The 18197-nt window shown below is 44.2% G+C and carries 19 protein-coding genes; 3 read left to right on the top strand and 16 right to left on the bottom strand.

Annotated elements, in window-relative coordinates; translation table 11 throughout:
* Positions 1-18 precede the first annotated feature (18 nt).
* From L4C38_RS00595 to rpsB, 6 genes are all read right to left on the bottom strand, one after another.
* Positions 19-864, bottom strand: coding sequence for a phosphatidate cytidylyltransferase (locus L4C38_RS00595; RefSeq protein WP_428795593.1), 846 nt, complete (start codon positions 862-864; stop codon positions 19-21).
* Between the two features lie 10 nt (positions 865-874).
* The gene (gene uppS / locus L4C38_RS00590) at positions 875-1630 is read right to left on the bottom strand and encodes a polyprenyl diphosphate synthase (protein WP_428795592.1); all 756 of its coding nucleotides are present in this window, start codon (positions 1628-1630) and stop codon (positions 875-877) included.
* 93 nt (positions 1631-1723) lie between these two features.
* Positions 1724-2281: a ribosome recycling factor gene (gene frr / locus L4C38_RS00585; RefSeq protein ID WP_428795591.1), complete on the bottom strand. Its 558-nt coding sequence runs from the start codon at positions 2279-2281 to the stop codon at positions 1724-1726.
* Between the two features lie 90 nt (positions 2282-2371).
* On the bottom strand, positions 2372-3103 hold the full coding sequence (pyrH, locus tag L4C38_RS00580; RefSeq protein ID WP_428795590.1) for a UMP kinase: 732 nt from the start codon (positions 3101-3103) through the stop codon (positions 2372-2374).
* 185 nt (positions 3104-3288) lie between these two features.
* Positions 3289-4134 (bottom strand): translation elongation factor Ts, encoded by an 846-nt coding sequence (gene tsf / locus L4C38_RS00575; RefSeq protein ID WP_428795589.1) that lies wholly within the window; start codon positions 4132-4134, stop codon positions 3289-3291.
* Positions 4135-4265: 131 nt separating this feature from the next.
* Positions 4266-4994, bottom strand: a complete 729-nt coding sequence (gene rpsB, locus L4C38_RS00570; protein WP_428795588.1) for a 30S ribosomal protein S2 — start codon at positions 4992-4994, stop codon at positions 4266-4268.
* A gap of 356 nt (positions 4995-5350) precedes the next feature.
* Between rpsB and map the strand changes: the two genes are divergently transcribed.
* The 3 genes from map (at position 5351) to L4C38_RS00555 (ending at position 9501) form a co-directional block, all read left to right on the top strand.
* Entirely contained in the window at positions 5351-6229 is an 879-nt protein-coding gene (map, locus tag L4C38_RS00565) for a type I methionyl aminopeptidase (RefSeq protein WP_428795587.1), read from the top strand.
* 136 nt (positions 6230-6365) lie between these two features.
* On the top strand, positions 6366-8990 hold the full coding sequence (gene glnD / locus L4C38_RS00560; RefSeq protein ID WP_428795586.1) for a bifunctional uridylyltransferase/uridylyl-removing protein GlnD: 2625 nt from the start codon (positions 6366-6368) through the stop codon (positions 8988-8990).
* 127 nt (positions 8991-9117) lie between these two features.
* Positions 9118-9501 carry a DUF3461 family protein gene (locus tag L4C38_RS00555; RefSeq protein WP_428795585.1) on the top strand — a complete coding sequence of 128 codons (384 nt, stop codon included), beginning with the start codon at positions 9118-9120 and terminating at the stop codon, positions 9499-9501.
* Between the two features lie 43 nt (positions 9502-9544).
* Here L4C38_RS00555 and pgpA read toward each other — a convergent pair whose 3' ends face one another.
* The 10 genes from pgpA to proB all read right to left on the bottom strand — a co-directional run bounded on the left by pgpA (position 9545) and on the right by proB (position 18079).
* On the bottom strand, positions 9545-10051 hold the full coding sequence (gene pgpA / locus L4C38_RS00550) for a phosphatidylglycerophosphatase A (protein ID WP_428795584.1): 507 nt from the start codon (positions 10049-10051) through the stop codon (positions 9545-9547).
* Positions 10052-10060: 9 nt separating this feature from the next.
* Positions 10061-11032, bottom strand: coding sequence for a thiamine-phosphate kinase (gene thiL / locus L4C38_RS00545; RefSeq protein ID WP_428796007.1), 972 nt, complete (start codon positions 11030-11032; stop codon positions 10061-10063).
* Between the two features lie 75 nt (positions 11033-11107).
* Entirely contained in the window at positions 11108-11578 is a 471-nt protein-coding gene (gene nusB, locus L4C38_RS00540) for a transcription antitermination factor NusB (protein ID WP_428795583.1), read from the bottom strand.
* Positions 11578-12048, bottom strand: coding sequence for a 6,7-dimethyl-8-ribityllumazine synthase (gene ribH / locus L4C38_RS00535; RefSeq protein WP_428795582.1), 471 nt, complete (start codon positions 12046-12048; stop codon positions 11578-11580). Before ribH ends, nusB begins: the two co-directional genes overlap by 1 nt.
* A gap of 150 nt (positions 12049-12198) precedes the next feature.
* Entirely contained in the window at positions 12199-13308 is a 1110-nt protein-coding gene (gene ribBA / locus L4C38_RS00530; RefSeq protein WP_428795581.1) for a bifunctional 3,4-dihydroxy-2-butanone-4-phosphate synthase/GTP cyclohydrolase II, read from the bottom strand.
* 36 nt (positions 13309-13344) lie between these two features.
* Positions 13345-14001, bottom strand: a complete 657-nt coding sequence (locus L4C38_RS00525) for a riboflavin synthase (protein WP_428795580.1) — start codon at positions 13999-14001, stop codon at positions 13345-13347.
* Positions 13986-15110, bottom strand: a complete 1125-nt coding sequence (ribD, locus tag L4C38_RS00520; protein ID WP_428795579.1) for a bifunctional diaminohydroxyphosphoribosylaminopyrimidine deaminase/5-amino-6-(5-phosphoribosylamino)uracil reductase RibD — start codon at positions 15108-15110, stop codon at positions 13986-13988. Before ribD ends, L4C38_RS00525 begins: the two co-directional genes overlap by 16 nt.
* Before the next feature lie 12 nt (positions 15111-15122).
* Positions 15123-15572 (bottom strand): transcriptional regulator NrdR, encoded by a 450-nt coding sequence (nrdR, locus tag L4C38_RS00515; RefSeq protein WP_428795578.1) that lies wholly within the window; start codon positions 15570-15572, stop codon positions 15123-15125.
* Positions 15573-15665: 93 nt separating this feature from the next.
* Positions 15666-16916, bottom strand: a complete 1251-nt coding sequence (locus L4C38_RS00510) for a glutamate-5-semialdehyde dehydrogenase (RefSeq protein WP_428795577.1) — start codon at positions 16914-16916, stop codon at positions 15666-15668.
* A gap of 23 nt (positions 16917-16939) precedes the next feature.
* Positions 16940-18079 (bottom strand): glutamate 5-kinase, encoded by a 1140-nt coding sequence (gene proB / locus L4C38_RS00505; RefSeq protein WP_428795576.1) that lies wholly within the window; start codon positions 18077-18079, stop codon positions 16940-16942.
* Positions 18080-18197 lie beyond the last annotated feature (118 nt).

Here is an 18197-nt window from a genome sequence, read left to right as displayed (position 1 = left end):
AGTAAAATCTCGCTCTACTTAAGAGAATAAGAAATAAAGAAGAGCAAATACAGGAAAAGCGGCCGTTAAACTGTCAATACGATCAAGTACGCCACCGTGTCCAGGAATAATATTGCTACTGTCCTTAATTCCCGATACTCGTTTGAACATACTTTCAACCAAGTCACCTAGTACGGAGATAACCACTGTCGCCAAAGTGATAGCAATGAAGGCTGGAACGCTAGCAAACTCTATATCAAACCATTGGGTTGCTCCCCACCCAACTAGCAATGCGGTAATCAGCCCACCGACCAAACCTTCAATGGTTTTGTTCGGGCTAACATGAGGTGCCATTTTGCGTTTCCCCATGCTTTTTCCAACAAAGTATGCGCCACTATCTGCTGCCCAAACAATGAAACAAACATAAAGCACCAGTTTGGAACCATGATAGGGATCTAGCGCCACGTCTTCTGCGCGCAGCATGATAATGCTCCATAGAAATGGCAGCAGTGTAAGAATACCAAACAGGTGACGAAGAAATTTAGAGTGTTGCCAAAGTGAAGCAGATTTAGGATAAGTGATTGCCAATGCGCTAGAGAAAATCCACCAAAGAAAGCCGATCGCTAGAATTGCATAATGACTTGTGGATAGATGATTTAGGCTAAATGCATCAAATGGAACTAAGGCAAAACTCAAACCAGTAACAACAATGCCTGGCAACAAAGTTGCGATGCGGGAATTAAGTTGAACGAATTGCGTCCACTCCCAGAAACCAACAACAGTAACCAAAGCAATCAAGGCGATAAAAAGGGGTAGAGAAAGCTTAAAAATAGCCAAAATCACTAATGGAGCAAGGATAAGTGCGGTGATAATTCGTTGTTTCAAACTTGAGTCCTTATTGGCATTCCATTAATGCTCTAACTTGCTCGCCAGTGCAACCGAAGCGACGTTCACGCTCTATAAACCACGAGACAGCTTCTACTAAGCTATCCTCATTAAATGCTGGCCAATAAACTGGGGTAAAATAAATCTCAGCATAGGCTAATTGCCAAAGCATGAAATTACTAATACGGCACTCGCCACTAGTACGAATCAACAGATCGACGGCTGGCAAATCAGCCATTGTCAAATGCTGAGTTATCAAGGTTTCGTTGATGTCGTCGATAGAGAGTTCACCTCGTTGTACTTGCAGCGCAATTTGTTTGGTCGCTTCTGTGATGTCCCACTTGCCGCCATAGTTAGCCGCAATATTGATCACCATACCACCATTGCCCGCAGTCAACGCTTCAGCTTGAGCGATTTTTTTTTGTAGTCTTTCGCTAAATCGTCCTGTATCGCCGATAACTCGAAGGCGCAGACCATTTTTATGTAGCTTCTTTACTTCTGTCGATAACACAGTAATAAACAGCTCCATTAGCACTCCAACCTCTTCTTCGGGGCGGCGCCAATTTTCGCTACTAAAAGCAAACAAGGTAACAGCTTTAATACCTAAGCGGGCAGCGGTAGAAATCGTTTTTCTAACTGCGACAACGCCATTTTTATGTCCGAAGACTCTTGGCTTGCCTTGCGCTTTTGCCCAACGACCATTGCCGTCCATTATGATGGCAATATGCTTGGGAAGCTGTTCAGGTGAGAGTTGTGAATTTTGCATAGAGGTTTAAAAATTACTAGCAGGGGTCAAAGGGTAGCATAAAAAAGCACTGCGCGGTGAGCACAGTGCTTTTTTTTGAAGAAGGTTGAATAATTAAACTTCCATCAACTCTTTTTCTTTTGCAGCAAGCACGTCATCGACATTCTTAACTGCAATATCTGTTAGTTTTTGAATTTCATCTTGACCTTTACGATCTTCGTCTTCAGAAATCTCTTTGTCTTTCAATAAACCTTTCAGATCACCGTTCGCGTCACGACGAATGTTACGCACTGCAACACGGGCACCTTCCGCTTCACCACGTACAATCTTAACGAGATCTTTACGGCGTTCTTCCGTTAGTGGTGGAAGTGGAACTCGAATAATAGTACCTGCAGACATAGGATTTAAACCTAGGTCAGATTGCAAAATCGCTTTTTCAACTTTCTGAGTTAACTCACGGTCGAATACTGTGATAGCAAGTGTACGAGCGTCTTCAGCTACAACGTTTGCCACTTGGTTAAGAGGCGTTGGCGCACCGTAATATTCTACAGATAGACCAGAGAGCAAACTTGGATGTGCACGACCCGTGCGAATTTTAGAAAGGTTGCTCTTTAGTGCTTCAACACTTTTTTCCATGCGCTCTTGCGCGTCTTTTTTGATTTCGTTAATCACGGTTTCACCTTAATAATTCTTCTTTCTCAGAGAAATTCTAACAGGGCTATTCGGTAAGTTACCGCTTTTTCCGAACAGCAACTGCTCAGATTAAGCTTTATCGGTAATTAAAGTACCTTCAGCTTCACCCATTACCACGCGACGTAATGCACCTGGTTTGTTCATATTGAATACGCGGATTGGCATTTTGTGGTCGCGAGCAAGTGTAAATGCCGCTAAATCCATCACTTTTAGTTCTTTATCAAGAATCTCAGCGTAAGTCAGTTTATCATACAGCTCTGCGTCTGGGTTTGCTACAGGGTCTGCAGTAAATACACCATCAACTTTTGTCGCTTTTAGAACTACATCAGCTTCAATCTCAATACCGCGTAGACATGCTGCTGAATCAGTGGTAAAGAATGGGTTGCCAGTACCGGCTGAGAAGATCACTACACGACCTTGACGAAGTTCACGAATCGCATCAGCCCAGTTGTAATCATCACACACGCCTTTAAGTGGAATCGCAGACATTACGCGAGCATTTACGTAAGCACGATGCAGTGCGTCACGCATTGCTAGACCATTCATAACAGTCGCTAGCATGCCCATATGATCGCCCACTACTCGGTTCATGCCTGCTTCAGCAAGACCAGCACCGCGAAATAGGTTACCACCACCAATTACAACACCAACTTGAACACCTAGCTCTACCAGCTCTTTTACCTCTTGAGCCATACGCTCAAGAATCGCAGGATCAATACCAAAACCTTCTGAGCCTTGAAGAGCTTCGCCGCTCAATTTTAACAGGATACGTTGATACGCTGGTTTAGGGTTCGTAGTCATGGATTTTACCTTCCAAAAAGAGAGTTATGGATTAACAGTCATGAATCGATACTAAACTGATACAACGCTAATCTAATAGGTTGTTCCTCTGTCTAATATCTATTCATCACCATTAACACGTAGATTCTAGTCATAAAAAGACCGCAGCCATGGCTACGGTCTAATAATTCGCAGGTATCTAAGGATTAAGCCTTTTGTACCGCAGCTACTTCATCAGCAAAGCTCATTTCTGCAGCTTTCTCGATGCCTTCACCAACTTCTAGACGTACGAAGTTAACAACAGAAGCACCTTTCTCTTTTAGCATTTCGCCTACAGTTTTCTTAGGCTCCATGATGAAAGCTTGACCAGTTAGAGAGATTTCGCCCGTGAATTTCTTCATACGGCCAACAACCATTTTCTCTGCGATCTCTTGAGGTTTGCCTTCGTTCATAGCGATTTCAACTTGAACTTCTTTCTCTTTAGCAACAACTTCAGCAGGTACGTCTTCTGGGTTAACAAACTCAGGACGAGATGCAGCAACGTGCATTGCAACGTGCTTAAGAGTTTCAGCTTCGCCTTCACCAGCAACTACAACACCGATTTTCTCACCGTGACGGTAAGAAGCAATTGCAGTACCTTCAACGTATTGAACGCGACGGATGTTGATGTTTTCGCCGATTTTAGCAACTAGTGCAACGCGAGCATCTTCAAACTTAGCTTGTAGCTCTTCAACAGATGCTTTAGAAGCTAGTGCTTCTACTGCTACTTCTGCTGCAAATGCAGCGAAGCTAGCATCTTTTGCTACAAAGTCAGTTTGACAGTTAACTTCAAGAAGAGCAGCTACGCCGTTTTCTTCTTTAATGATGATTGCGCCTTCAGCTGCAACGTTACCAGCTTTTTTAGCTGCTTTCGCTGCACCAGATTTACGCATATTTTCAATTGCTAGTTCGATGTCAGCGTTTGCTTCTACAAGCGCTTTCTTACATTCCATCATGCCAGCGCTAGTGCGCTCGCGAAGTTCTTTAACTAGAGCAGCAGTTACGGTTGCCATTCTGTCTTCCTCGGTTGATTCGAAATAAGGTAAAAAACAGGGGCCTACATTGTCGGCCCCTGTTGATAACTATCACTTAATCCATACGACAATTTGGTTGCATATAGACCAAGTATGACTCGGAGCCGGAATTATTCAGCTTCTACGAAACCGTCTTTTTCAGCAGCTACTACAACGTCTTTGTTGCGACCTTCAGTTACAGCAGAAGCTGCAGCGTTTAGGTATAGCTGAACTGCGCGGATCGCGTCGTCGTTACCTGGGATGATGTAGTCTACGCCATCTGGGTTAGAGTTAGTATCTACCACAGCGTATACTGGAATACCTAGGTTGTTTGCTTCTTTAATCGCAATGTGTTCGTGATCAGCATCGATAACGAATAGAGCGTCAGGTAGACCACTCATGTTTTTGATACCACCAAGAGATTTCTCTAGCTTCTCCATTTCACGAGTACGCATTAGAGCTTCTTTCTTAGTTAGTTTATCAAAAGTACCGTCTTGAGCTTGCGCTTCAAGTTCTTTTAGACGCTTGATAGACTGACGAACAGTTTTGTAGTTTGTTAGCATGCCGCCTAACCAGCGGTTGTTAACATAGTACTGGTTGCTTGCGATTGCAGCTTCTTTAACAGCTTCAGATGCAGCGCGCTTAGTACCTACGAATAGAACTTTACCTTTCTTCTCGCCAACTTTAGCTAGTTCAGCTAGAGCGTCGTTGAACATTGGTACAGTTTGTTCTAGGTTGATGATATGAACGCGGTTACGAGCACCAAAGATGAATGGCTTCATTTTTGGGTTCCAGTAACGAGTTTGGTGACCGAAGTGAACACCAGCTTTAAGCATATCGCGCATTGATACAGTTGCCATTTTAAAATCCTCTATGGGGTTAGGCCTCCACACTTCCCATAACTCCGACCAAGCTTCTGCCCAGCACCCCGGAATATGTGACGAAATGTGTGTGATTTAAGAAAAAAGTTATTTGGAAGTCGTCAGCTTCGCCAACCAGCAATGCCAATTGAAGAGAACAGACGATGTTCCGGCGCGCTTTATATCATATTTTACCCTTAATTGGCTAGTTAAAATTCCTTCAGCGATATTAATTACAACTAATTATCCCCTCTTTCTCAATCGCTAAATAACACAAATACACATTCTCAGTTCTTCCTGTTAAAATACGTGTATTCGCACATTGTATGTGCCGTTGAATTAATAGAGAAAAGCCAATGTCAATCAAGATTAAAACGGCTGATGAAGTCGAACGTATGCGTATCGCAGGTAGCTTAGCTGCCGATATTCTGGAGATGATCGAACCTTATATTAAAGAAGGGGTAACAACAGACGAGCTAAACCAAGTCTGTCATGATTATGCTTTGGAGAAAGGCGCGTACTCTGCCCCACTCGATTACCATGGCTTTCCTAAATCAATCTGTACCTCTATCAACCACATCGTTTGTCATGGCATTCCGGCTCTTCAAGATGAACTTGGTAGCAATGGACAAATGAAACCAGCGGTATTGAAAGACGGTGACATCATCAACGTCGACATCACTGTCATTATTCCAGACGATGAAAATGCCGATCTCTCTACTCGCCCAGACGGTTATCACGGCGACACATCAAAAATGTTCTTTGTCGGTGATGTGACCCCTGCAGACAAACGCTTATGTATGGTGACTCAAGAAGCACTCTATGTTGGTATGCGAAAAATAAAGCCTGGGGCAACCGTTGGCGACATCGGTACCGCTATAGAGAAATACATCAAAGACAACAATAAGCACAATCCTCGTAATAAGTTCTCCATTGTAAAAGACTTCTGTGGTCACGGCATCGGTAACGAGTTCCATGAAGAGCCGCAAGTCGTTCATTATAGAAATAGTGATCGTCGTGTGTTGAAAGAGGGCATGTGCTTTACCATCGAACCGATGATTAACGCAGGTAAATTTGGCTGTACGGTAGATGCCCAAGATGATTGGACTGTTTACACAGGCGATGGCAAAAAATCAGCTCAGTATGAGCACACCATTGTGGTGACAAAAGACGGTTGTGAAGTGTTAACACTTCGTAGTGACGAATCTATCCCTCGTCTGATGACAAACGCTTAATTTTTCTATCCCCGCCCATGCGGGGATATTTTTTTGTCTCACTACCTTTGGTAAAGTGTGAACAATTAATTAATCACCCATAACGTCATCTTATGAAGAATCAGCAATATGGGTGGATAAAGCATGGATAGCCCTTATGCCTTTTCAATCGCCGCTCACATTCAGTGACGATCAAATCAACGTCAGTGAACTCAAATTACAATTGGAACAATTTGCCAATTATCAAAAACAAGAGTTTATCAACCACCACCCAGTTAGTGACTTAGTTCTGGGGCGTTCCGACTACACTGATTTGCTACTGACTCGCTTATGGCAGCACTATGGCTTTTCCAAACTGCCATACATCAGTTTAGTTGCTGTGGGTGGATACGGTCGAGGTGAGCTGCACCCACTTTCTGACATTGATATTTTAGTGGTATCAAAGAAAAGGCTACCTGATGCGTTGGGTGCCAAAGTGAGCCAGTTCATCACTCTACTTTGGGATTTGCGATTAGAAATCGGACATGCGGTACGAACCATTGAAGACTGCAGTGAAATAGGTCGCAGCGATTTAACGGTGGCGACTAATCTACAAGAATCCCGCTTACTTACTGGCTGCGAGGAAACCTTTCATCAACTAAAAATGCTGGTGCATTCTGAATCTTTCTGGCCGAGTGAAGTTTTCTACAAGGCGAAGGTACAAGAGCAGACCACACGACATGCTCGCTATCACGATACCACTTACAATTTAGAGCCGGACATTAAGTCAACACCAGGCGGTTTGCGAGACATCCATACCTTAAGCTGGGTCGCTCGTCGCCACTTTGGTGCGACTTCACTGTTTGAAATGAGTCGCTATGGATTTTTAACCGATGCCGAGTACCGAGAACTAGTCGAATGCCAAGAATTCTTGTGGCGAGTCCGCTTTGCACTACACATCGATTTAAAGCGCTATGATAACCGACTCACTTTTGCGCACCAACCGACAGTAGCTGAAACCTTAGGCTTTGTCGGTGAAGGGAATCGCGGCGTAGAAATGATGATGAAAGAGTTCTACCGTACACTTCGACGAGTTGCCGAACTCAATAAGATGCTGCTAAAACTCTTCGGACAGGCAATTCTAAATAATGGTGCAGAAAGCAAGGCACAAGTAATTAATGAAGATTTTCAGCGTCGAGGCAATTTGATTGAAGCGCGTAAACCCGCTCTATTTCAAGCTCGACCAGAAACCATACTTGATATGTTCTTGCATATCGCAAACGACTCCACCATCGAAGGGGTCTCTCCTCCAACATTACGACAGCTCAGAACTGCACGCAGACGTTTCAACCGTTTTTTGTACACGATACCGGAAGCACGAGAGAAATTTTTAGATCTATGCCGCCACCCAAATGCTCTACACAATGCATTTGGTTTAATGCATCGATTGGGCGTGCTATCAGCTTACTTACCACAATGGAGCCAAATTGTTGGGCAAATGCAATTTGATCTGTTCCATGTTTACACCGTCGATGAACATAGCATTAGGCTTCTAAAACATATCAACACTTTTAGCTACGCTAAAAACCACAGTAAACACCCAATATGTTGCGAAGTATATCCACGTGTTCAGAAGAAAGAACTGCTGATCATCGCAGCTATTTTCCATGATATTGGCAAAGGGCGCGGAGGCGACCACTCCGAGATTGGTGCAAAAGAAGCCTACACGTTTTGCCGTGAGCATGGGCTTTCCACGCCAGAAGCCAACTTAGTTTCTTGGCTGGTACGTCACCATCTTTTGATGTCTGTCACTGCTCAACGCCGTGATATTTATGATCCTGAAGTCATTACAGAGTTTGCCAAAAAAGTCCGTGATGAAGAATATCTCGAATACTTAGTTTGCTTAACTGTCGCGGATATCTGCGCCACCAACCCCGAATTATGGAACAGTTGGAAACGCACGCTTTTGGCCGAGCTCTTTTATTCGACCCAACGAGCTCTGCGCCGAGGGTTAGAAAATCCGGTAGATGTTCGTGAGCGCATTCGCCACAATCAACAATTAGCGTCAGCATTGCTGCGCAAAGAAGGCTTCAGCAGTCGTGAAATTGAAGTTATGTGGCAGCGTTTTAAAGCCGACTACTTTCTGCGCCACTCTCATAAACAGATTGCCTGGCATTGCTCCAATCTACTTCGCCACGACGATCCAACCAAGCCGTTGGTACTGATCAGTAAAAAACCAACTCGTGGCGGTACTGAGGTCTTTGTTTACAATAAAGACCAAAATGGCTTATTCGCTACGGTTGTTGCCGAATTAGATAGACGTAATTTTAACGTCCATGATGCTCAAGTCATGACAAGCAAAGATGGCTATGTGTTTGATACTTTTATGGTCTTAGATCAGAACGGTAATGCCATAGAAGAAAGTCGCCACAAAGCGGTAATTAAACATCTCATCCATGTATTGCAAGATGGGCGTCCAACCAAACTGCGCACGAGACGCACACCACGTAATTTGCAGCACTTTAAAGTCAAAACCAAAGTCGACTTTTTACCCAGTAAAAGTAAGAAGCGTACAACGATGGAGTTTGTCGCGCTCGACACACCGGGTTTACTGGCAACCGTAGGAGCAACATTTGCGGCGTTGAATATCAATTTGCATGCAGCGAAGATCACTACCATTGGCGAACGGGCGGAAGATTTTTTCATCATTACCGGCATGGATGGCAGTAAGCTCAGCGAAGAGGAAGAATTACAGCTACGTGATGCCTTAATAACCAATGTCTCAGAGCTGGCTCCAAATTGATCTTAACCACAATTTGAGAAAATTATAGATAGCTCAACTATATCGGTAGCAACTAGGCTGCTACATTGAAAGTGTTAAATTAAACCTGAATTCAGGCAATTAATAAATACGATTTATGAGGTAGCCTATGTTTCCACACTTAACGGGTCTAGGCATACAAGATCCCAAACAGATTGAGCGCTATTCTTTGCGTCAAGAAGCCCACAAAGACATTCTTAAGATCTATTTCCGCAAACAAAAAGGCGAGTTATTCGCTAAAAGCGTAAAGTATAAATACCCTCGGCAGATAAAAAATGTACTGGTCGATAGTGGTAGTCACCAATATAAAGAAGTCACTGAAATTAATCGTAATTTAACGTTGATCATTGATGAGCTAAACAAAATAACCAAACCGGAAAAATTAGCAGAAGTGGACGTAAAACAGAAAATACTGTCCGATTTACGTCATTTAGAAAAAGTTGTCTCGAGTAAAATTTCCGAGATCGAATCTGACCTAGAAAAACTAAAATAAATGTAAAAAGGCTTCCCAACGGAAGCCTTTACTATTTACAGCACTACACTAGCCAACCTGAAAACCAACCAACTAAATACAGCGAAACACCAGCCATAGCGCCGGCGACGATATCATCGATCATAATACCTAATCCACCATGCACACGTTTATCTAACCAGCCAATAGGCCAAGGCTTAACCATGTCAAAAAAACGAAATAAGACAAAACCAGTGAGCAGCCATTTCCAATCTGTCGTAGAAAGCTGAAATATAGGCACAACTGCCATGGTGATCCAAAATCCGGCAAATTCATCCCAAACAATCGAACCATGGTCATGAACCCCCATATCATCAGAAGTCACTTGGCAAATTTTCACACCAATAAGGCACGCAACCAATACCACCAGCAAATACCAACTAAGTGGCAACTGAACGAGCAGTAAATACAATGGTATCGATGCTAACGTACCCATAGTGCCAGGTACAATAGGAGATAACCCACTACCGAACCCAGTAGCTAATAAATGCCAAGGATTCTTTAAAGAAATCAAAGAGAGAGGATTCGTCATAATGCGGTCTTAATTACTTTTAAAATGATCATAGCCATTGAGTTGCCAAGTGATTGTTTGTCCATTTCTGGTTAAGGTCAGGTTGCCAGTACTGTTGATCTGACCAATACAGGTAACAGAACAGTCGATATCTTTTAACGCATGCGACAATGCCTCGCGTTTACCTTCCGGTACAGTAAAGCATAACTCGTACTCTTCACCACTGGTAAGCGCATATTGCAATGCTCGATCGCGACCAGCGACAAACTCGACAAGTTGTGAGGAGATCGGTAATTGTTCTACCTCTACCTTTGCGCCAACTTGAGAGCGCTTAAGTATGTGACCTAAATCAGAAATAACACCGTCGGAAATATCAATCGCAGCACTAGCAATGCCTCTCAAAGCTTCACCTACACAAACTCTTGGTGAAGAGAGATAATGCCGTTGCTCAAGTATTTGCGCCCAAGGTCTACCTGCTTGAGCTTGATCCAGAATAACATCCAAACCAGCTTTACTATCACCGATTGATCCCGTTACGTAGATCTCATCACCCACCTTTGCGCCTTCTCGCTTCAGAGCTTGTCCCTTAGGGACGAAACCTTGCACGGTCAAAGTCAAACTAAGTGGTCCCTTGGTCGTATCGCCACCGATAAGTTGAATGCCATACTGATCGGCAAGTTCGAAAAAACTATCGCAAAATGGAGCTAACCACGCTTCATCCACGAATGGCATGGTAAGTGCGAACGACACCCAAGCTGGTGTTGCACCCATTGCTGCAAGATCGCTGATGTTAGATGCTAATGCTTTGTGTGCCACCCAAGCAGGATTGGCATCGGGTAAAAAATGAGTACCCGAAACTAACGTGTCGGTACTAATGGCAATAGAGAAACCCGTTGGCGCTTCAACTAAAGCACAATCGTCACCAGCGGCTAACAACACATCGGTACGTTGAGTTTGTCGACCAACAAAGTATCTTTCGATTAGGTTAAATTCGCTAGACATAAAGAAGCAAAGTGATGGGGTTAAGCTGTAGTATATAAAAAAGGTCAGCATATGCTGACCTTTTTAGTTAAAAATCTATTTTTTCTTGCGTACGTGTGGTGCTGCTTTATCTAGCACACCATTGACGAACTTATGGCTATCTTCAGCTGCGAATACTTTTGCAAGTTCAATCGCTTCGTTGATAACCACTTTGTAAGGGACGTCTTCACGACGAGTCATCTCATACATTGCAAGACGCAATAACGCCAGCTCCATCAAATCCAAATCTTGCATTGGACGTGACGTGTATGGACGAATCTTACAATCTAGCTCCGTGTGACTTAGCGCAACACCTGTTAGAAGGTCACGGAAGTAAGCCACGTCTGTGTCTGGTGTAGAAAGTGCAGGCTCTGATGCATGATGTTCTTCTTCATCATATTTACCACCAGATAAAAACTGCTCTTCAATTGTGGCAACATTATCTTTAGTAATTTGCCAAGAGTAGATCGCTTGTAAAGCGAATCGACGTGCATTACGACGTGCGGCTGGTTTCACACTGGCCCCCATTAGGAATCGATTTCAGAAAGAACGTTAATCATCTCAAGTGCGCTCAGTGCAGCCTCTGCACCTTTATTACCAGCCTTGGTTCCTGCGCGCTCAATCGCTTGATCAATAGTATCAACAGTTAAGACACCAAATGCGACTGGAAGTGAAAACTCCATCGACACTTGTGCCAAACCTTTGTTGCATTCACTGCAAACATAGTCAAAGTGTGGTGTACCGCCACGGATAACTGTCCCTAAAGATACGATAGCATCGTACTTACCCGTTTTCGCTACGCGCTGAGCAACTAACGGTAATTCAACTGCACCAGGGCAACGAACTACAGTGATGTTGTCATCGCTCACTTGCCCATGACGCTTTAAAGTATCGATTGCACCAGACAATAGACTTTCGTTAATAAAACTGTTGAAACGAGATATAACGATAGCAATTTTTGCATTTGGCGCTGGGAAGCCACCCTCGATCACTTTCATAAGCTTTCCTTTAACTATATTCATCAAGTGAGAATCGCCGGATTCTAGCACAAAACTGTGAGCAATATCTAATAGGTTTTTATATATCGAAACCGAAACCGTGAGGCGTCTTAAACACCTCACTTAATTCATTGAAAATAAAAGATCTTATTACTCTGTTACATACTCAACAACGTTAAGACCAAAACCACCAAGTGCATGGTACCGCTTGTTGGTTGAAGAAAGTAAGCGCATGTTGTGTACGCCTAAATCCGCTAATATTTGCGAACCAACACCCACTCGACGTGATGTGCCTTGCTTCTTCGCCAATGTCGGTGCTTTACCTTGATCTTGCGCTTCAAACATTTTCACGCGGTGGATAAGCAAATCGGTAGGTTCTTCATTACCTAAAATAACCAACACACCACCATCTTTACCAATACGTTTCATTGCTTTATCTAAAGTCCAGCTGCGTTCGGCATTGCGGTCACTATGCAATAAATCAGTAAACGTATCTTGCAAATGAACACGCACAAGCGGCGCTTGTTCATCACTGATTTGTTTACAAAGAGCGTAATGCACTTGATTATCGATTGTGTCACGGTAAGTAACTAGGTTAAATTCACCAAATTCAGTCGGTAGCTTACATTCAGCCACGCGCTCAATGGTAGTTTCCGTGTTATTGCGATACTCAATCAGATCTGCAATCGTGCCGAGTTTAATTGCATGCTTTTCCGCAAATACTTCAAGATCAGGGCGGCGAGCCATTGTGCCGTCATCATTCAGAATTTCGACAATCACTGATGCGGGCTCTAAACCAGCCAAACGCGCTAAATCACAGCCAGCTTCTGTATGACCAGCTCGAGTGAGTACACCACCTTCCTGCGCTGCTAATGGGAAAATATGCCCAGGTTGAACCAAGTCCGCCGCTTTAGCGTTCGGCGCTACCGCCGCTTGTACTGTTCGGGCACGATCTGCTGCTGAGATACCTGTCGTGACACCTTCAGCCGCTTCAATTGATACTGTAAAATTAGTTGTGTATTGGGCATTGTTATCTTGCACCATTGGTGGCAAGCCTAATTCATCACAACGGCTTCGGGTCATGGTTAAACAGATCAATCCTCTGCCATAAGTTGCCATAAAGTTGATAGCCTCTGGCGTAATATGTTCCGCAGCCATGATTAGATCGCCTTCATTTTCACGATCTTCATCATCCATCAGGATGACCATCTTCCCTAAACGAATATCTTCAATAATTTCTTGAGGCGTGCTGATTGGCATCTTCTATTCCTATTCTGGCTGGTATCTTTCTCTGACTTAAGCAAAGCCATTTTGTTGTAAAAATTCCATTGTAAGACGTGACTCAGGGGCACTATCTTGCTGCTGACTAGTCAACAGGCGCTCCATATAGCGAGCCAATACATCCACTTCCAAGTTTACCTTTCGACCAACCTGAAAGTCTGCGATGGTTGTTTCTAAACTGGTGTGAGGGACAATCGTCAATTTGAAGGCATTTTTACGCAACGCGTTGACCGTCAGGCTGATACCATCAATCGTAATCGACCCTTTTTCAGCGACATACTTATTCAGCTCTGCGGGCATGGCGACCCAAAACTCAATTGAACGACCAACTTGGTTTCGCTCTACGATCTCACCGAGCCCGTCTACGTGCCCTGAAACAATGTGTCCCCCAAAGCGTGTAGTTGGCAGCATCGCTTTTTCAAGGTTAACCTTGTCACCCACTTGATAATGAGTAAATCCGGTTTTATGTAGTGTTTCTAATGAGAGATCGGCTGTATAGCTATCGCTGTTGTATTCAACGACTGTCAAACACACACCATTAGTGGCAATACTGTCACCCAGCTTTACATCCGACATATCTAATCGTTCACTACTGACAGTAACGCTGATATCTTCGCCTTTCGGCGTGATGGCAGTTAGCGTGCCAACTGCTTCTACTATTCCTGTAAACATTTTTCGTGTTCTTTATAGATAAGGGTGGCGATGATGCGAATATCCGGACCGACCTGCTTTAGCTCTTTAATATCAAGTTCAATAACTTGATCCATAGTAAGCAAACCTAACGCGCCGATAAGACCACGTCCGTCACTACCCATCAATTTGGGGGCAAGATACAATACTAGCTCATCAACTAAATTTTGTTGTACTAGCGAACTTGCTAAAGTGGCGCCCGCTTCAACCCAGATATGATTAATGTTGTGCTCAGTAGCCAAAGATTCAAGTGTTGTTGGCAGATCGATACGACCATCAATTGCCAAGCGTGGTGTAACTTCACATGAAGGAGAGACTCGTAACAACTTACCTTCAGTGCTAAATATTTTTAGATCTGCTGTCAGTTTGCTGTGGCGATCTAAGATGACTCTTGTCGGTTGACGAAGTTGTTGTTTGGCGTAATTCGCTTGAATAGAGCTTGGCAGCTCATCCCAGCGCACATTGAGTGACGCATTGTCATCAATAACTGTTTGGCTGGTAGAAAGAATAGCTCCGGCTTTGGCGCGCATTGCTTGCACATCTCGCCTTGCCTGAGGAGAAGTAATCCACTGGCTTTGCCCATTCGATAGCGCAGTTTGCCCGTCTAAGCTCGCTGCCATTTTAAGCTGTACAAAAGGACGACCGGTTTCCATTCGTTTAATAAACGCGAGATTTAACGCTCGAGCGTCCGCCTCTAAAAGCCCAACTTGAACCTCAATACCTGCATCACGCAGCATTTGAATGCCGCGTCCCGCGACTTGAGGGTTGGGATCTTGCATCGCGCAGATCACCTTTGCCACTTTGGCTTTAATCAAGCCTTCAGCGCAAGGGGGCGTACGTCCGTAATGTGAACAAGGCTCTAAAGTTACATAAGCCGTAGCACCAACAGCGCTTTCCCCTGCCATACGCAGAGCATGAACTTCCGCGTGCGGTTCACCTGCACGAAAATGAAAACCTTCACCAACAATTTGATCATCACGCACAATCACACAACCAACATTAGGATTGGGCGCCGTTGTATAGATGCCACCTTGTGCCAATTTGATCGCACGTCGCATCATTGCATGATCTTGTGACGTAAATTGAATCATTACTACACCCGACTAATCTTCCAGTCTTGCGATCTCTTCGCCAAACTCTCGAATATCTTCAAAGCTACGGTAAACCGAAGCAAAGCGAATGTAAGCAACTTTATCAAGATCTTTGAGTTGCTCCATCACCAAGTTCCCCACCATTTCACTTGGCACTTCACGCTCACCTGTGGCGCGAAGCTTCGATTTAATCATGCTAATCGCAAGTTCAACCGCGTCCGCGCTAACTGGGCGTTTTTCCAATGCTCGTTGCAAACCACCCGCCATCTTATCTTCATTAAATGGTTCGCGGTTGCCATTGGATTTAATCACGCGAGGCATTACTAGCTCAGCGGTTTCGAACGTCGTAAAACGCTCGCTACATGCCAGACACTGTCTGCGACGGCGCACTTGATGACCATCGGCCACTAATCGAGAATCGATAACTTTTGTATCCGTCTCAGAGCAAAAAGGACAATGCATAATACCTCCATATCAATGCCCGTAGTGTAGCGGAATTGACAACTTGAAGAAAAGAAAAAGGGGCGAACACGCCCCTTTTTACACGAATATCTATTAACTACGCGATAAGTAGTTCGCTTTACCTACCCACTTATAACTAGTGAGCTCTTCTAAACCCATAGGTCCACGTGCATGCAGCTTCTGTGTGGATACCGCCACCTCAGCACCTAAACCAAACTGTGCGCCGTCAGTAAAACGAGTGGATGCATTCACATAAACCGCAGCAGATCCTACTGAGTTAATAAAACGTTCAGAACTTTCTAAGCTATTGGTCATGATAGCATCTGAATGACTCGCATTATGAACACGCATGTGGTCAATAGCTTCAACTACATCCGCTACGACTTTCACGCCTAATGTGTAGCTTAACCATTCGGTGTCGAAATCACCGTCCACGGCGTCACGCAACTCTACAGCATTGTTCAGTAATGCTTTGGCTTTCGGCTCTGCAACAAGCACAACTTGACCATTCAAACGATCAGCCAGCATTGGCAAGAACTCAACAGCCACCTTCTCATGCACGAGCAATGTATCAAGTGAGTTACACGCTGAAGGACGTTGAGCTTTGGCATTTTCGACCACATCAAGAGACTTTGCTAAATCAGCACTTTCATCAACAAAAATATGGCTAATACCAAACCCACCGATGATCACTGGGATTGTGCTGTTCTCTTTACACATTTTGTGCAAACCAGCACCACCGCGGGGAATGATCATATCCACATAATCATCCAGCTTAAGCAGTTGAGAAACTAACTCACGATCCGGTTTCTCAATATATTGAACCGATGCAGCAGGTAAATCCGCTTTCGCCAGCGCAATTTGAATAACCTTCACCAGTTCCATATTAGAGAAGAATGTCTCTTTACCACCACGAAGAATACTCGCATTACCCGTTTTGAGGCATAGCGCAGCAATATCAATGGTCACGTTAGGACGAGCTTCATAAATTACGCCCACAACGCCAAGTGGCACACGGCGACGTGAAAGTGACATGCCGTTTTCCAGCACTTTGCTGTCAATCTCACTGCCGACAGGATCATTTAAGTTAATCACATTGCGTACATCATTAGCGATGCCTTCAAGGCGCGACTCGTTGAGCATTAAACGATCTAGCAGAGACTCTGTTAAACCCGCTTGACGACCAAGCTCAAGATCTTTTTCATTAGCCGCAAGGATGTCTTTCGCATTCGCTTCAAGTTCATCGGCAATAATTGCCAATGCTTGGTTTTTCTGCGCAGTGGAGGCTGTCGCCAATGCGAAAGCAGCTTCTTTTGCCGCTTTACCCATAATAATTAATTCCACGTCACTTCCTTAATAATTCGTTGTTATTCTTGGATTACAACCATATCATCGCGATGCAACACTTCGGCACCGTAGTCGTAACCTAAAATCGAGAGGATGTCTTTGCTATGCTTACCAAGGATTTTGGTCACATCAACGCTAGAATAAGCGGAAATACCACGAGCAATTAACTTACCGCCTTGGTTGTTAATACGCACTACATCACCTCGAGAAAACTCACCGCTCACTTTCAGCACACCTTTCGCAAGTAGGCTGCTACCTTTACCGATGACAGCGTTTACCGCGCCATCATCAATAAGCATATCACCAGAGGCAGCAGGACCAGCTAGAATCCAACGCTTGCGATTTTCCAATGCTTCATTACATGGTAAGAAGCGAGTTCCTTGTGGCTCAGTGCTTAAAGAGTCAAAAATCACATCCGGCGCGCTACCTGCGGCAATGATCACCTCAATGCCAGCACGACGAGCGATATCGGCCGCCTGTAGTTTGGTTGCCATGCCACCAGTGCCTAACGCCGTACCACTACCACCCGCAATTTTACGCAGGGTGTCATCGATGGTTTTTACTTCTTTAATAAGCTCAGCTTGCGGGTCTTTACGTGGATCAGCCGTAAACAGACCTTTTTGATCGGTTAAAAGTAATAGTTTATCCGCGCCGCATAGAATTCCGACCAAAGCCGACAAATTGTCGTTGTCACCCACTTTGATTTCATTGGTTGCTACCGCGTCGTTTTCATTCACAACAGGGATAATATCGTGTTCCACCAACGCATTAATCGTGTCACGTGCATTGAGAAAACGCTCACGATCGTCGAGATCGGCACGCGTTAGCAACATTTGACCGATCTTAATACCATAAATGGCAAACAAAGATTCCCAAGTTTGAATCAACTGACTTTGCCCTACCGCAGCAAGCAATTGCTTACTTGCCATTGAATTGGGCAGTGCGGGGTAACCTAGATGCTCACGCCCTGCTGCAATAGCACCAGACGATACGATAACCACTGAGTGGCCTAGTTTTTTGAGCTCTGCACACTGACGTACCAACTCCACCATATGAGCACGGTTTAGTTGTAGCGTACCGCCAGTTAGTACACTGGTACCAAGTTTTACAACCACAGTCTGAGGTTGCATCACTTTTCCGCATTGTTGATTCGTTGTCATAATAGATTAAATTAATAAAAACAAGGTCTGATGTTTTATCAATCACAGCGGGATTTAACAAGCAGAAAAGGCGCTATTACGCACCTTTTTTATTAGTCGATGAAGATTATCAATGCCA

This window comes from Vibrio kasasachensis (genome assembly GCF_050337565.1).
Lineage (GTDB): Bacteria > Pseudomonadota > Gammaproteobacteria > Enterobacterales > Vibrionaceae > Vibrio > Vibrio kasasachensis.
The sequence above is the reverse complement of the archived record's forward strand: the minus strand, read 5'-3'. Positions and strand labels throughout refer to the sequence as shown.

Coding starts and splice junctions, on each gene's coding strand:
- tsf (WP_428795589.1), bottom strand. CDS start 4,134: ATGGCAACCGTAACTGCTGCTCTAGTTAAAGAACTTCGCGAGCGCACT.
- ribD (WP_428795579.1), bottom strand. CDS start 15,110: ATGATTCAATTTACGTCACAAGATCATGCAATGATGCGACGTGCGATC.
- L4C38_RS00555 (WP_428795585.1), top strand. CDS start 9,118: ATGTTTCCACACTTAACGGGTCTAGGCATACAAGATCCCAAACAGATT.
- thiL (WP_428796007.1), bottom strand. CDS start 11,032: ATGTCTAGCGAATTTAACCTAATCGAAAGATACTTTGTTGGTCGACAA.
- glnD (WP_428795586.1), top strand. CDS start 6,366: ATGCCTTTTCAATCGCCGCTCACATTCAGTGACGATCAAATCAACGTC.
- L4C38_RS00525 (WP_428795580.1), bottom strand. CDS start 14,001: ATGTTTACAGGAATAGTAGAAGCAGTTGGCACGCTAACTGCCATCACG.
- map (WP_428795587.1), top strand. CDS start 5,351: ATGTCAATCAAGATTAAAACGGCTGATGAAGTCGAACGTATGCGTATC.
- pgpA (WP_428795584.1), bottom strand. CDS start 10,051: ATGACGAATCCTCTCTCTTTGATTTCTTTAAAGAATCCTTGGCATTTA.
- ribH (WP_428795582.1), bottom strand. CDS start 12,048: ATGAAAGTGATCGAGGGTGGCTTCCCAGCGCCAAATGCAAAAATTGCT.
- nrdR (WP_428795578.1), bottom strand. CDS start 15,572: ATGCATTGTCCTTTTTGCTCTGAGACGGATACAAAAGTTATCGATTCT.
- proB (WP_428795576.1), bottom strand. CDS start 18,079: ATGACAACGAATCAACAATGCGGAAAAGTGATGCAACCTCAGACTGTG.
- ribBA (WP_428795581.1), bottom strand. CDS start 13,308: ATGCCAATCAGCACGCCTCAAGAAATTATTGAAGATATTCGTTTAGGG.
- pyrH (WP_428795590.1), bottom strand. CDS start 3,103: ATGACTACGAACCCTAAACCAGCGTATCAACGTATCCTGTTAAAATTG.
- uppS (WP_428795592.1), bottom strand. CDS start 1,630: ATGCAAAATTCACAACTCTCACCTGAACAGCTTCCCAAGCATATTGCC.
- rpsB (WP_428795588.1), bottom strand. CDS start 4,994: ATGGCAACTGTATCAATGCGCGATATGCTTAAAGCTGGTGTTCACTTC.
- nusB (WP_428795583.1), bottom strand. CDS start 11,578: ATGGGGGCCAGTGTGAAACCAGCCGCACGTCGTAATGCACGTCGATTC.